General features: G+C 47.8%; 8 protein-coding genes. All 8 read left to right on the plus strand.

Annotated elements, in window-relative coordinates; genetic code table 11:
- Nucleotides 1-211 precede the first annotated feature (211 nt).
- The 8 genes from ACO0K3_RS13425 (at nt 212) to ACO0K3_RS13460 (ending at nt 14,902) form a co-directional block, all read left to right on the plus strand.
- Nucleotides 212-3,025 (plus strand): TonB-dependent receptor, encoded by a 2,814-nt coding sequence (locus ACO0K3_RS13425; protein WP_422985356.1) that lies wholly within the window; start codon nt 212-214, stop codon nt 3,023-3,025.
- Nucleotides 3,026-3,112: 87 nt separating this feature from the next.
- Nucleotides 3,113-4,621, plus strand: a complete 1,509-nt coding sequence (locus ACO0K3_RS13430; protein WP_422985358.1) for a tryptophan halogenase family protein — start codon at nt 3,113-3,115, stop codon at nt 4,619-4,621.
- A gap of 119 nt (nt 4,622-4,740) precedes the next feature.
- Nucleotides 4,741-5,940, plus strand: a complete 1,200-nt coding sequence (locus tag ACO0K3_RS13435) for a cation:proton antiporter (RefSeq protein ID WP_422985360.1) — start codon at nt 4,741-4,743, stop codon at nt 5,938-5,940.
- A gap of 271 nt (nt 5,941-6,211) precedes the next feature.
- Nucleotides 6,212-7,534 (plus strand): MFS transporter, encoded by a 1,323-nt coding sequence (locus tag ACO0K3_RS13440; RefSeq protein ID WP_422985362.1) that lies wholly within the window; start codon nt 6,212-6,214, stop codon nt 7,532-7,534.
- A 92-nt stretch (nt 7,535-7,626) separates the two neighbouring features.
- On the plus strand, nt 7,627-9,324 hold the full coding sequence (locus ACO0K3_RS13445) for an alpha-amylase family glycosyl hydrolase (protein ID WP_422985364.1): 1,698 nt from the start codon (nt 7,627-7,629) through the stop codon (nt 9,322-9,324).
- A 73-nt stretch (nt 9,325-9,397) separates the two neighbouring features.
- Nucleotides 9,398-11,815, plus strand: coding sequence for a TIM-barrel domain-containing protein (locus tag ACO0K3_RS13450; RefSeq protein WP_422985366.1), 2,418 nt, complete (start codon nt 9,398-9,400; stop codon nt 11,813-11,815).
- A gap of 139 nt (nt 11,816-11,954) precedes the next feature.
- Nucleotides 11,955-12,962 (plus strand): substrate-binding domain-containing protein, encoded by a 1,008-nt coding sequence (locus tag ACO0K3_RS13455; RefSeq protein WP_422985368.1) that lies wholly within the window; start codon nt 11,955-11,957, stop codon nt 12,960-12,962.
- A 272-nt stretch (nt 12,963-13,234) separates the two neighbouring features.
- Nucleotides 13,235-14,902, plus strand: coding sequence for an alpha-amylase family glycosyl hydrolase (locus ACO0K3_RS13460; RefSeq protein ID WP_422985370.1), 1,668 nt, complete (start codon nt 13,235-13,237; stop codon nt 14,900-14,902).
- The last annotated feature ends 216 nt before the right edge of the window (nt 14,903-15,118 follow it).

Here is a 15,118-nt window from a genome sequence, read left to right on the forward strand (position 1 = left end):
TGTGGTTCAAACGCAACGCGCATAGATGTTTATCTCTGAGAGTGAGGAATTTTATTCCGTAAAATTACGTAGAAATTAATTGACACGTAATTTAGTTTTAGTACAAACTCGGTTTGGGGCATCAAGTTAGCGATAGTTACAAAAAAAGTTTGAGCTGCCAAGAATTTGCTGCTGGAGTTGGGTTTTTTATAAAAAATCAAGGAGACGGGTAATGACTAGCTTTAAGAAGAAGCAGGATGGGAGTGTCGCCATCAATCGCTTTGCGTTCAATGTGACACCGATTGCTGCTGCATGTGCAGTATTGATTTCCGCGTCGGCGGGTAGTGCTTATGCGCAACAGGCTGATGCTGCTAAGTCAGAGGATGCCAATACGGTTGTTGTGACCGGTATTCGTAAAGGTATTGAAGCCGCGATTGATATCAAGCGGAATAATAGTTCTATCGTTGAGGCGATCTCTGCTGAAGATATCGGTAAGTTGCCAGATGCAAGCGTTGCTGAGTCGATCGCACGCTTGCCTGGCGTCACTGCACAACGTAGCCGTAGTTCTGGTAAAGCTGCAGATGTCAGTGTTCGTGGTCTGGCGCCAAGCTTCAATGGCTCCTTGCTGAACGGCCGTGAGCAAGCATCTACTGGCAACGCGCGCGCACCTGAATTCGATTTGTTCCCTGCTGAACTGATGGGTTCTGTTTTAATCTACAAAACGCCGGACGCATCCCTGGTTGGTCAAGGACTGGCGGCGACGATTGATTTGCATACGTTGCAACCGCTGGATTTTGGCAAGCGTGTCATTGCGGCTAGTTATCGTAAGCAACGCACCGGTGTACAGACACCTTCCGAGGGTACGGGCGATCGCGCGACATTCTCTTATGTCGATCAATTTGCCGACCGTACTATCGGTGTTGCCTTGGGTGTGACCAAATTCAAAGAGGATACAGGCGCGCAGCAAAAATTTGATTCATGGGGTGGTTGGGCTCCTACTGTCGCTTATAACGGCGCTCAAGTTGCCGTACCTGGCGGTTTTAAGGCCGACACAGAGTCTGGTAAAAGCAATCGCGATGGCGCATCCTTGACTTTGCAGTTCAAGCCAAACAAAAACTTCAAATCGTCAGTTGATATTTTCTATTCTTCCGGTTATACATCACAGAAAAAAACCGGCCTGGAAGGCGCGATTGCAGGCTCTGCGGGCGGATATGATCCTAACGGTGTTTTGTCCAACGCGACGATTGTCAACGGCGTAGCTACCAGCGGTACGTTCAGTAATTACAAAGGTGTCGTGCGTAATCACCAGGAATCCGCTGACGATAAACTGACATCGATAGGCTGGAACAGCTCATTGAAGTTAGATGAGTGGACGCTGGATGCAGATTTGTCTCATTCCAAGGCCAATAAAAATGCTTCTCGCTTTGAGACAACCGCTGGTCAGCCCGGCGATGCCAGCTCACTTGGTACCATCTCCTATACGGGATTTAATGGTGGCAATTTCAATGATGTGAAGTACACGACATCGCTGAACTATGCAGACCGCGCCGTCGCTAAACTGACGGACGTTGATGGCTGGGGCGGTGGTCCGAATACGCCACAAGCTGGTTATGTCGCTTTGCCTACCTTGAATGATAAGGCTGATGCGATTCGTTTCACTGCAAGTCGTGACGTGAATTTTGGCCCTGTTGTTGCAGCGCATTTTGGTTTGAATTTTTCTGACCGTGAAAAAATCCGTGCTGGTCAGGAGGGTCGTCTGGTTGTAAAAGGTGGCGGCGGTTATGCTGCTGCAACAATGCCGGGCTCCGCAGTGGGTACTGCCGGTACGACAGGTTTACAAGTTGCATCCTGGGATCCGTCCAATTCACTTGGTTCTATCTACGATCTGGCGCAATGGATTGATGCTTCTGTACTGGCAAAAGACTGGTCAGTGCATGAGAAGGTTACCACCGCCTATGCAATGGGCGATCTGGATGGACAGTTATTTGGTCTGAACTATAGAGGTAATTTCGGCACACAATTCGTTCGTACTGACCAGTCATCGACTGGTAATCAGGTTGATGTGGCAAATTGCACAGGTATTACCGCGGCAACTTGCCCTTCAAAAGTAATCAGCGGCGGCACAACTTATTCTGATGTCTTGCCAAGCCTGAACGTATCTTTTGATATCGGCAGTGAGCAATTCATTCGTCTGGGTGCGGCTAAAGTATTATCCCGTGCCAACATGGATGATATGCGCGCCAGTAATCAGTTTGGCGTGAATACGCAGGGTTCCAATCCTATTTTGACTGGTACCGGCGGTAATCCAAACCTGAAGCCATTCAGCGCGAAATCTCTCGATATCTCTTACGAAAAATATTTCGGTAAAAAGGGTTATCTGAGCGTTGCCGGTTTCTACAAGCAACTGGATACTTACATCTATCGTTCGCCGACAACATTTGACTTCAAGCCTTACGTGAGCGCGAATACACCATTGCCACTGACTGGTGCGTACAAAGGTTCTACGGTTGGTCTGATGACGGCGCCACGTAATGGCGAAGGCGGTAATATCAGCGGTTTTGAAGTCGCGCTGAATATCCCGTTCTCTCTCGTGACACCATGGTTGGATGGTTTCGGCGTCATGGTCAATCATTCAGACACGTCCAGTGAGATCACTTTGCCAGGATTTGGTTTTGGTAATGTGGCATTCACGGCGGTAAATATTCCACTGCCAGGCTTGTCCAAGCGCGTCAGCAATCTGCGCCTGTACTACGAGAAAAACGGCTTCCAGGTTGCATGGGCTGCACGTAAGCGTTCTGATTTCCTGGGTCAGGTCAGCGACTATCAGGATAATCAGCAGTTGACGATGGTAAAAGGCGAGACGATCATTGATCTGCAAGCTTCTTACGAATTCCAGACTGGCTGGTTTAAAGGTTTGTCGGTCTTGTTCCAGGCAAATAACTGGACCAATACACCGTTCCAAGAATACGCCAGTGATCCAAGCGTCATCACCAATAAAATTACCTACGGCAGATCCTACCTGCTAGGCGCGAACTACAAGTTCTAAACTCTATGTACGAACGACCCCTGTTGGCTCTGGCTGGCAGGGGTTTTTTGCTATGATGGAACGCTGATTAATCGCTAAGGTAAGTTCATGCAAAATTCTCTGATAAAAAATGTGGTGATTGTCGGCGGTGGTACTGCCGGTTGGATGACGGCGGCGGCTCTGGCGACGGTATTGCGTGGGAAGTATTCTATCCGCGTGGTGGAGTCGGATGAAATTGGTATTGTCGGTGTCGGCGAAGCGACCATACCGATGATTCAGCGATTCAATCAGGTGCTCGGTATTGATGAGAATGAATTTCTCAGAGAAACGCAGGGCACATTTAAATTAGGCATCGAATTTGTCAACTGGGGTAAGCTGGGTGACCGCTATATCCATGGATTCGGGACGATAGGTCAGGACCTGTTTACGGTGCGTTTTGATCAGTACTGGCAAAAAATGCGTAGCCTTGGCAAAGCAAAAGGTCTGGGCGAATACTCAATCACCCGCATGGCGGCACTGGCGAATAAATTCATGCCGGCGCGCCACGATGTTCCTAATTCCCCCCTGAATCAAATTGCCTACGCATATCATTTCGATGCAAGTCTGTACGCAAAGTTTTTACGCAAATTTTCTGAGGCACGCGGTGTCAAACGTGTCGAAGGTAAGATTGTCCAGGTAAGCCAGCGTGAAATAGATGGTCATATTGATGCAGTCGTTTTAGAAAACGGTGAGCGTATCGAAGGTGATTTATTCATTGATTGTTCTGGTTTTCGTGGCTTACTCATCGAACAGACGCTCAAGACTGGTTATGAGGACTGGACGCATTGGCTGCCATGTGATCGCGCTCTGGCGGTGCCTTGTGAATCCGCACCGAAGCTGACGCCTTACACACGATCAACTGCACACAAAGCCGGCTGGCAATGGCGGATTCCGCTACAGCACCGCATCGGCAATGGGCATGTGTATTGCAGCCAATTTACCAGCGATGATGAGGCTGCTGCTACCCTACTGGCGAATCTGGATGGTAAGCCGCTGGCAGAGCCTCGCATGCTGAAATTCAATACAGGTATGCGTAAGCAGAGCTGGAATCGCAATGTGGTCGCCATCGGTTTGTCCAGCGGGTTTCTGGAGCCGTTGGAGTCAACCAGTATTCATTTGATCCAATCGTCAATTTCACGACTCATCGATTTTTTCCCGAATCAGGGATTTAATCCGACCGAGATCAGTGAATACAATCGCCAGAGCCGTTTCGAATACGAGCGCATCCGTGATTTCGTGATTCTTCATTACAAACTCAATCAGCGTGACGATGCAAATTTCTGGAAGGCTTGTGCTGAAATGGCGATTCCCGACACGCTCGCGCATAAGATGGACTTGTTTAAAACCAGTGGACGTCTGCTGCGTATTGATAATGAATTATTTGCAGAAGTGGGCTGGCTACAGGTGCTGGAAGGCCAGAATCTCAAAGCGGATAGTTATCATTCACTGGTCGATCTACAGTCTGAGGCCGACATTATTGAGTACATGGAGAGTGTCAGGGAAGTCATCGCCAAATGCGTCGATGTCATGCCTGATCATGCGGCGTATATAGCCCATCACTGTGCGGCAAAATCTTAATATGTAGTACATCGCTCGGGTTTGCTCTAAGTGATTTGCGCTGAATGATTGGCGTTAATTAATGAAGGCTTGCCTGTGAAGTTAATTTTCTGATTGCTGGAACACATATGCCGATTGCCATGAGTACGACAGAAATTTTTCTGATCGCGATGTTCGTTATTTTTACCGTGCCTTATCTGATCTGGCGTGTGGGCAGGACGGACTATTTTGCGCCTCTGGTTGTGGTGCAGATTATTACCGGTATTTTGCTGGGGCCTGGTATTCTCGGGGCAGCATTTCCCGCCTATTACCAGTTTGTCTTCAATCCTCAGGTGATACAGTCTTTGAATGGTATTGCCTGGTGGGCAGTCATGATTTTTGTGATGATTGCCGGGATTGAACTTGATCTAAAAAAGGCCTGGGAGCATCGTCGCGAGAGCGGTATTACGGCGAGCCTGGCACTGGGTATGCCGCTGTTGTTTGGCTGCGTGGCCGCAGTGGGTATGCTGACTGTGGACGGATGGGTGGGGAGTAAGGCGTTGACCTGGCAATTTATCCTGGGAATAGGCATGGCATGCGCCGTGACCGCTTTGCCTATCCTTATTTTGCTGATGGAAAAACTAGATGTGCTGCGGCAACCGATAGGTCAGCGCATCCTGCGCTATGCCAGTATCGACGATATTGCGATCTGGGGCGTACTTGCCATCATTTTGCTCGACTGGACGCGCGTCGGAAGGCAGTTGGCTTTCTTGTTGATCTTTGCTGTCACGACCTATGGCTTTCGCAAGCTGATGGTGTGGCTTCAAGAACGCGATCGCTGGTATGTGGGTCTGATCTGGCTGGCTGCCTGTAGTTTTGCGGCAGATTGGGCTGGCCTGCATTTTATGGTCGGTGCTTTCCTGGCGGGCGCGGTGATGGATGCGCATTGGTTTAATCAGGAAAAAATGGATTTAATGCGCCATCACGTACTACTGGCAATCATGCCGGTATTCTTTTTAAGTACAGGGTTGAAAACGAATTGGGCGCTCGGCGGGACGACTGTTTTTATTGCCGCAGCTGCGTTGCTGGTGGCATCTGTGACCGGCAAATTGGTCGGGATCCAGGTCGCTGGGAAAATCCTTAAATGGGAAAAAGGAGAGGCCTCGATTATCGGATGGTTGTTGCAAACCAAGGCGCTAATCATGATTATTTTCGTCAATATCCTCCTCGATAAAAATATCATCACCAACGAAACCTTCACGGCCTTATTGCTGATGGCAATCGCCAGTACGATGCTGACGGTGCCCATGGTGTATCCGAAATTGCAGCGACTCAAGACGATTATTTTTAAATCGAACTAGGCGTATATATATTTTTCATCACCAAAATTATTTGGTAGTAATGCTACATAAATAGCTTTATTTAATGAATATTTCATTCAATTTAAAGAATAAAATCATTCGTTTTACTGAATTTTACTCGGAAGATTTAATTTTGTAGTTTTGGTACAGATTGCTATGGTAATATGCACTATAAAAATAGTGTGACAGGCGAGCATTCGGTTAAGGGTAGTTCGCCCGGATAAATTGATCGCTTATATAAAACATTAAAAAAAGATTGGGGACTGGCAGTATGCATACATCGACAAACAAGCCGCAGCTTTCGTTCTGGCAGCTCTGGAACATGAGTTTTGGTTTTTTCGGTATTCAATTTGGTTTCGCACTACAAAATACCAATACCAGCCGGATTTTTTCCACCTTGGGTGCGAATACCGATGACCTCGCATTGTTCTGGCTGGCGCCGCCGATTACGGGCTTGCTGGTACAACCCATCATCGGCTATCTGAGTGATAACACCTGGCATGCCTTCTGGGGGCGGCGTCGCCCATTCTTCTTCATCGGCGCCTTGCTCGCATCGATTGCGATGTTCCTGATGCCTAATTCCAGCATGTTGTGGATGGCAGTTGCCGTACTGTGGATGATGGATTCTGCAATCAATATCTCGATGGAGCCTTTCCGTGCTTTTGTCGGCGATAAGCTGAACCCTTCTCAGCAGACTGCAGGGTTTGCGATGCAGACTTTCTTTATTGGTTGCGGTGGTGTAATTGCCTCCTTACTACCGACTATTTTCACGGATTATCTCGGTGTCAGTAATGTGCCGGTCAATGGCGCAATCCCCGATACAGTTAGATATGCCTTCTATTTCGGTGGCGCCGTATTCGCACTGGCAGTCATGTGGACTGTATTTACCAGCAAAGAAATCCCACCGGCGGATCTCGAAAAATTCCGTCAGGAGCGTAAAGATAATCAGGGTATTGGTAAAGCATTGACGGAGATTCTGGGCGGCTTTACTAAAATGCCGAAGACCATGGTGCAATTGGCTCTGGTGCAGTTTTTTACCTGGGTTGCCTTGTTTGCGATGTGGGTCTACACCACGCCATCAATTACCGATACGGTATTTCATACCTCCGACGCGCAATCTGCCGCGTATCAGGAGGGAGGTAACTGGGTCGGTATTATGTTTGCCGTCTATGGCGGTATCTCTGCGCTAGCCGCGTTCATATTGCCAGTGCTGGCAGCCAAGACCAGCCGTAAGTTTGTACATATGCTGTGCCTGATCATTGGCGGCGTCAGTCTGATCAGCATCTTTGCAATCACCTCCAAGCAAATGCTGTTGCTGCCTATGGTGGGTGTTGGTATTGCATGGGCTAGTGTGCTGACCATGCCGTATGCAATTCTGGCGGGAGCCTTGCCGGCAAATCGGATGGGTTACTTCATGGGCTTATTCAATTTTTTCGTTGTTATTCCTCAGATCGTGGCAGGTGTCGTACTTGGCGCTATGCTGAAACATTGGTTTAACGATCAATCGGTCAAGGTGTTAATGCTCGGTGGTGCCTGCATGATTCTGGCGGGCCTGTTGACGATGCTTGTAAAAGACGATGCCGCTACAAAATAAAATGGCCGCTCTGTCCAGATAGCCAATTCGCTTATCTGGATATGAGCGCCGCATTAACCTTATCTACTTTCGATTTGATTGGAATTCTGCGCATGAAATTTTTTGCGATTCCATTTACTCTTGTTTGCTTTTTTGCGAGTTTTTCGACATCAGCTATCGCCAGCGATCAGGCGGCAAAGCTGCTTGCCACTCATGCTACTGATGCTCCGTTTCTGTGGCAAAACGCGACAGTTTATTTTCTGATGATAGACCGTTTTTATAACGGGGATACCGCGAACGATCTTGCGTATGACCGCCGTGCCGATGCTGCGCCATTGCGGGGATTTATGGGGGGCGATCTCGCAGGCATTACTGCGAAAATTAAGGCAGGTTATTTTAAAGATCTCGGTGTTGATGTGATCTGGCTGACACCGCCTGTTGAACAGATTCATGGTTCAACGGATGAGGGGACAGGCAAATCCTATGGTTTTCACGGTTATTGGGCGCGGGACTGGACCCGTGTTGACGCGAACCTGGGAAGCGATAGTGACATGCGTGAATTTGTTGATACTGCCCATGCGCACGGTATTCGTGTTTTGCTGGATGTGGTGATGAACCATACCGGACCTGTAACCACGAGTGATCCGGTCTGGCCGGATACCTGGGTTCGTACCGGACCGCCATGTACCTATAAGGATGTTGCCAGTACGGTCGATTGCACCCTAGTCAAAAATCTTCCCGATGTTTTGACTGGTAGTAATCAGGTTGTGGCGTTACCGCCAGCATTGACAGAAAAATGGAAGTCAGAGGGGCGCTACGAGCGCGAAGTCAAAGAGCTTGATGAGTTCTTCACGCGTACAGGCTGGCCGCGTGCGCCGCGCTATTACCTGATGAAATGGCATGCAGACTGGGTCAAGAAATTTGGTGTAGATGGATTCAGAGCTGATACGGCTAAACACGTGGAACCTGCTGTCTGGAAAGAATTAAAGCAAGTCGCCAGCGCTGCATACGAGGATTGGAAGCACCGATATCCAGATAAAAAACTGAGTGACGATCCGTTCTTCATGACGGCGGAGGTGTACGGCTACAGTATCGCAGAAGGTTTGTATTACACAATGGATGGCGGTAGTCGCGTTAATTTTTATAACAACGGCTTTGATAGCCTGATTAACTTCGGCTTCAAGTCTGATGCGAACCAGTCATATGAAGCTTTATTCAGCGATTATTCCGCAAAAATAAACGGCCCTTTAAAAAACTATTCCGTGCTGAACTACATCAGCTCGCATGATGATGGCGAACCTTTTGATCGCTTGCGTCAACGACCGTTTGAAGCTGCTACCAAATTATTACTAAGTCCGGGTACTGCGCAAATTTATTATGGTGATGAAACAGCCCGCGCCTTAGTTGTCGACGGTGCTGAAGGTGACGCAAACTTGCGCTCACCGATGAACTGGAGTGAGTTGAGTTCACATGCCGTACGTAACGGAGTTAGTCTTTCAGACATACGCACACATTGGAGCAAGCTTGGTCTGTTCCGTCACGCACATCCCGCGGTGGGTGCAGGTGTCCATCAAAAAATAGCGGAGCAGCCATATACCTTCAGACGTATCTATGAGTCGAGCGGAATCAATGACAGGGTCGTTATCGCACTTGATATACCGGTAGGAAAGACGGTTGCGATTAGTGTGGCAGGTGTTTTCGCTGATGGACAGAAAGTCAAAGACTACTATTCCGGAACGAGTGCCACGGTCGCTAACGGTAAGGCTTTGTTTCCTGCTAAGGCGCCCGTGATTTTAATCGCTGTCGAATAGATGAACGTAGCTTATTCCTATGAATGTATTTTGCCAAAAAAATAAATCAAGCCAGACGACTATGCTCTCCACAATGAAAAAAAATCAGATAATCCAGCACGTCCAGCGTGCTGTAATCAGCATATTTCCGCTTATGCTGGCAAGCAATGTACTGGCGCAAAATATAAGTCGGACGATAGAAAGTATTACAGATAAAACGAGCTATCTTGAGATCAAAACCAATGATGGTCGCTATTTCATCAAGCCATATTCTGACAAAATTATCGAGACCAGTTTTATTCCAGATGGTGAGAACTTTGATCCGGCGTCACATGCTGTCGTCATGGTGCCATCGGAGATAAAACACAAGCTGACGATCATGCCCGGCAAGCTTGAATATCGTGTTGCCGAGATGTATGTCAGTATCAGCAAGTCACCTTTTCAGATCAGTTATTTTTATAAAGGAAAGCAGCTACTTTCCGAGAAAAATGGTTATGTAAAAAAAGAAGGCACAGAGGTTCTGGACTTTAATCTTGATGCCAGCGAAGCGCTATACGGCGCCGGTGCGCGCGCTTTGGGAATGAATCGTCGTGGTCATCGCCTGCCTCTGTACAACAAGGCACACTACGGTTATGAAGAGCGGTCTGAGCAAATGAACTTTGCCATTCCCTTAGTATTCTCTTCAAAGATGTACGGTCTACATTTCGATAATGCGCCGATTGGCTACTTGGATCTGGATAGTAAAAAAGAAAATGTATTAGCGTACGAAACGATCAGTGGTCGTAAAACGTATCAGGTCATCGCTGGTGATAGTTGGAAAGAAATCGTCGGCAATTATACAAATCTAACGGGTAAACAGCCTTTGCCGCCACGCTGGGCCTTCGGGAATTTTGCAAGCCGCTTTGGCTATCATTCAGAAGCAGAGGCTCGTTCTGTTCTTGATCGATTTGAGGCGGAACAGATTCCGGTTGATGCGATTATTTTTGATTTGTACTGGTTCGGTAAGGATATCAAAGGAACTCTGGGAAATCTGGAGTTTGATAAAGACAATTTCCCTGATCCGAAAAAAATGATATCGGACTTCGCAGGTAAAGGCGTTAAAACGATATTGATTACTGAGCCGTTTATCTTGACGACATCTGGTAAATGGAGCGAGGCGGTACAAAAAAATATTCTCGCTACCGATAAAAACGGCAAACCATTCACCTATGATTTTTATTTCGGCAATACTGGTCTGATCGATATTTTTAATCCTCTGGCACAAGACTGGCTATGGAATATTTATAAAAATTTAAAAAGTGAAGGCGTTGCCGGTTGGTGGGGTGATCTGGGGGAGCCTGAGGTACATCCTTCAGGCTTGCAGCATAAGACCGGATCTGCCGATCAGATGCACAACATCTATGGTCATCAATGGGCCAAACTTATTGCCGATGGATATAAAAAAGAATTTCCCGGGCAAAGACCTTTTATCCTGATGCGATCCGGTTATTCTGGCTCCCAGCATTACGGCATGATTCCATGGTCAGGCGATGTGAACAGGACTTGGGGCGGACTTCGCTCGCAGCCTGAAATTGCATTGCAAATGGGTATGCAGGGGATGGCGTATATGCACTCTGATCTTGGCGGTTTTGCGGGAGCGAACCTTGATGATGAGTTATATACCCGCTGGCTGCAATACGGCGTATTTCAACCAGTGTTCCGTCCGCATGCTCAGGAGGAAGTTGCTTCGGAGCCGGTCTTGCGTGAGCAAAAAACGAAGGAATTAGCAAAAGCAGCGATTCAGTTGCGCTATCAGTTACTGCCGTATAACTACACACTGGCATTTGATAACAACCAGCTTGGCGTGCCGTTCATGCGCCCCTTGTTCTATGCGGAACCAGAAAATCAGGCGCTGTTTAATGTGGCCGATACCTATTTTTGGGGAAACGACTTTTTAGTCCATCCCATCATGAAGGCGGGAGAAAAAGAAGCGAGTATTTATTTCCCTGCAAAGAGCAACTGGTTTGATTTTTATACGGATCAACAATTCAAAGGCGGTACTACGCAATTCTTGCCGGTAGTTAATTCGCATATTCCAGTGTTTGTCAGGGCGGGTGCCTTTATTCCTATGATCAATGTGATTCAAAATACGACAGCGTATTCCACTAAATCATTCAATTTACATTACTACCATGATGCATCCGTAACGAAGGGTAGTGGAAAATTGTATGAGGACGATGGTGAAACGTCTTCCGCATATGAAAAGGGACGTTACGAATTATTGGAATTTTCCAGTACATTTTCTGCGCAGCAGTTGAACTTGTATCTGGCTAACCGACTCGGACGTCATGTTGACTCTATCGACAGAAAAGTGACTATCTTTGTACACAATGTATCGTCCAAACCGAGCGCAGTAAAATTGAATCAGCGTGCTATTCCGTTTGTATGGGATGCGCAAAAAAAGCAATTGAATATCATGGTCGACTGGCGTGCAAATATCGCGCAGACAGTCGCTGTGCAGTTCGCACATTAGATGTGTACACAATCACGGAAAGCGCGGACGATCAGCTGAAAAGTGCTGACTAAATTAAATTCCATAGCGGGCAAGTAGCAGATAAAGCTCGCTAGTCAATTAGAATGCGAAGTAACGGCGTGATAAATTGAAAACAGCAATGAATCTTAAGAACCTGGCACGAAATCTGGGTATTTCCGAGACCACGGTAAGCCGTGCATTAAACGGCTATCCTGAGGTCAGTGAAAAGACGCGACAGCGTGTCATGGCGGCGGCCAATGCGGCGGGTTACCGGCCCAATCCTATGGCGCGTAGTCTGGCAGTAGGGCGGACGAATGTCGTCGGTATTATTCATCCTCTGTCACCTAATGATCTTGCTGATCCTATGTTCATGGAGATCGTCGGCGGTATGTCGGCTACTCTGGAAGAACGTCAGATGGATTTGATCATTGCGCCGGTATCGCCTGCCAATGAGCTACGTGCCTATCAGCACATGGTGCAGGAACGACGTGTTGACGGTCTGATTGTCGGTCGTACCCGTTTGAATGATGCACGTGTTGCCTATCTGACCGGACAGGGTTTGCCTTTTATCGCCCACGGACGTACTCAGGTCAACGAGCCGCATGCCTGGTTTGATTACGACAACGAGGAGGGAATGCGTATCGCGGTCAGGCATCTGCTTGCCCACGGCCATCAACGCATTGCGCTAATCAACGCTCCTCTGGAGATGAACTTTGCAAGGCAGCGTTATAACAGTTTTGTCACCGCCATGAGCGATGCAGGGTTGCAAGCCGATCCGCGCTACCTGATTGATAACACCATCGACCGGCGCAGTGGTTATCAGGCAATGCAGCAACTCCTGAACGGGTCAACCATGCCGAGCGCCGTGATTGTCGATAACCATATGTCAGGCGTAGGCGCAATGCGGGCCCTGCTTGACGCCAGAATAGAGATTTCTTCAGCAATCTCCATCATTGTCTGGGGCAAAATGGAAGATTCACTAGCCGGTTACAACGTCACGACAATTGATCAGCCTCATCCTGATCAGGCTGGCAGCCGCATGATAGAGATGCTTCTCGCTTTACTTGACGGTACGCCACCATCCGAACTTCAGGTGTTATGGCAACCTGTATTACTGGCGGGTGAGACGGTTGGCGTTTGTAAATAATCCCCGCATAATTTTTTGCATGCTTCTTGCACGGCTTCCAGCTATCTGCCGGCTGAACTTTCCCAGCGTCAGCCCTGTGCGTAACCATGCATAGTATTTCTGTGAATTCATGTAAATATGCAAGTAATCCAAAGCGCTTTGAATTATACTTTGAAGAATCCAAAGCGCTTTGGATTTGATTTGATCTAAGGTTGGTAAGACAACTTTGCGCTAAGTAATTGTTGATAGCAGGTAATTGATTCTTGCTAGATAGATAAAATAAGAGACATGGTATGAGCGATCTGCACGAAAAATCGGAACAAAATTCAGGCAAGAATTCTGCTGGCAAGACTGACTGGTGGCGCGAAGCCGTGATTTACCAGGTGTATCCGCGTAGCTATCTGGATACGAACGGTGACGGTGTAGGTGATTTGCCCGGCATCACTGCCAAGCTCGATTACATCGCTAGTCTCGGCGTCGACATTGTATGGATCTCGCCGTTCTTCACATCGCCGATGAGGGACTTTGGTTATGATGTGTCTGACTACTGCAATGTGGATCCCTTGTTCGGTACTCTGGCTGATTTTGATCGATTGATACAACGTGCTCATACACTTGGTTTAAAGATCATGATTGATCAGGTGCTATCTCATACTTCGGATGCTCACCCGTGGTTCGTCGAGAGCCGTAGCAGCCGAACCAATTCAAAAGAGGACTGGTATGTTTGGGCCGATCCTAAGGCTGACGGGACGCCACCGAACAACTGGATGTCAATTTTTGGCGGCTCTGCCTGGCAATGGGATACTCGTCGCCTGCAATATTATCTGCACAATTTTCTGACTAGTCAGCCTGATATGAATTTCCATCAGCCCGCTGTACAACAGGCGCATCTGGATAATATGCGTTTCTGGCTGGAACGAGGTGTCGATGGGTTCCGTCTTGATGCCTGCATTTTTCATTTTCATGACCAGCAGCTACGTAGCAATCCTCCTGCAGTAAAGCAAAACACGACCAGTGTTTCCGCAGTCAATCCGTATGGCATGCAAGCACATATCTACGACAATACTCGTCCTGAAAATCTCGCGTTCTTTGAAAAAGTCCGTTGTCTTTTGAATGAGTACGACGCAATTTCTATCGGTGAAATTGGTTCCGATGATGCGCTCGGTGTGATGGCAGAATACACCGCCGATAATAACAAGCTGCACATGGCCTACAGCTTCAACCTACTGACATCTGACAAGTCGGCGCAGTACATCCGCTCACAGGTTGAAGAGTTTGAGCGGCGGGTACTTGGTGGTGGCGCCTCGTGGTCCGTGGGCAACCACGACGTGGCACGTGTGATGAGCCGCTGGGGCGGTGTTCAAGCGACACCTGAATTCGCCAAGCTTGTCCTCGCAATGCAGTTGTCGTTAAAGGGGACACCATGCCTGTATCAAGGGGACGAGCTCGCTCTGGTTGAAGCTGATTTGCCTTATGAGGTGTTGCAGGATCCTGTGGGGATTACTTTCTGGCCCGAGTCTAAAGGCCGTGACGGCTGCCGTACACCGATGCCTTGGGATGCTACTTCTGTCAATGCCGGATTCTCCGAAGGTAAACCCTGGCTACCCGTGCCAGCAGAGCATCGTGCCGCCGCTGTCTCACTTCAGGAATCTGATCCGGATTCGGCGCTGAATTTCAGTCGCCATATTCTCCACTGGCGTAAGAAAATTCCTCAGCTGACGCGTGGCGATATCACTTTCTTTGCAGCGCCAGAACCTGTGCTGGCATTACGCCGCAGCCTTGATGGCATGCCTGGTGTGATTGCGGCATTTAATTTAGGTAGCGAGGCCATCACCTTTGACTGGCCTGAGGTCTCTGGATATGTGGCGATGAGCGGACATCGCTTACATGGCGACGTGCAGGGAAGTCAAGTGAGTTTGCCAGCCTATGGTGCGTGGTTTGGCATACAAATTCAGGCGTAAGAATTGATTCTGGCTAACAGTAAAAAATAGGTAAAAGCGGGAATATAAAAACAGGAACGAATACAGGAATTAATACAAAAATTAATACAAAAATTAATACAAAAATTAATACAAAAATTAATACAAAAATTAATACAGTAACCAATACATAAGCAAATAAAGGGCAGATGATCTGCCCTTTATTTTATCTATTTATTTTGCCTATCTATTGTCTTT

The sequence above is a fragment of the Undibacterium sp. Rencai35W genome (genome assembly GCF_049340185.1).
Taxonomy (GTDB): Bacteria; Pseudomonadota; Gammaproteobacteria; order Burkholderiales; family Burkholderiaceae_D; genus Undibacterium.

Excerpts from the sequence above, each read along its gene's own strand:
- ACO0K3_RS13460 (WP_422985370.1), top strand. The coding sequence starts at position 13,235 with ATGAGCGATCTGCACGAAAAATCGGAACAAAATTCAGGCAAGAATTCT.
- ACO0K3_RS13440 (WP_422985362.1), top strand. The coding sequence starts at position 6,212 with ATGCATACATCGACAAACAAGCCGCAGCTTTCGTTCTGGCAGCTCTGG.
- ACO0K3_RS13430 (WP_422985358.1), top strand. The coding sequence starts at position 3,113 with ATGCAAAATTCTCTGATAAAAAATGTGGTGATTGTCGGCGGTGGTACT.
- ACO0K3_RS13435 (WP_422985360.1), top strand. The coding sequence starts at position 4,741 with ATGAGTACGACAGAAATTTTTCTGATCGCGATGTTCGTTATTTTTACC.
- ACO0K3_RS13445 (WP_422985364.1), top strand. The coding sequence starts at position 7,627 with ATGAAATTTTTTGCGATTCCATTTACTCTTGTTTGCTTTTTTGCGAGT.
- ACO0K3_RS13450 (WP_422985366.1), top strand. The coding sequence starts at position 9,398 with ATGAAAAAAAATCAGATAATCCAGCACGTCCAGCGTGCTGTAATCAGC.
- ACO0K3_RS13425 (WP_422985356.1), top strand. The coding sequence starts at position 212 with ATGACTAGCTTTAAGAAGAAGCAGGATGGGAGTGTCGCCATCAATCGC.
- ACO0K3_RS13455 (WP_422985368.1), top strand. The coding sequence starts at position 11,955 with ATGAATCTTAAGAACCTGGCACGAAATCTGGGTATTTCCGAGACCACG.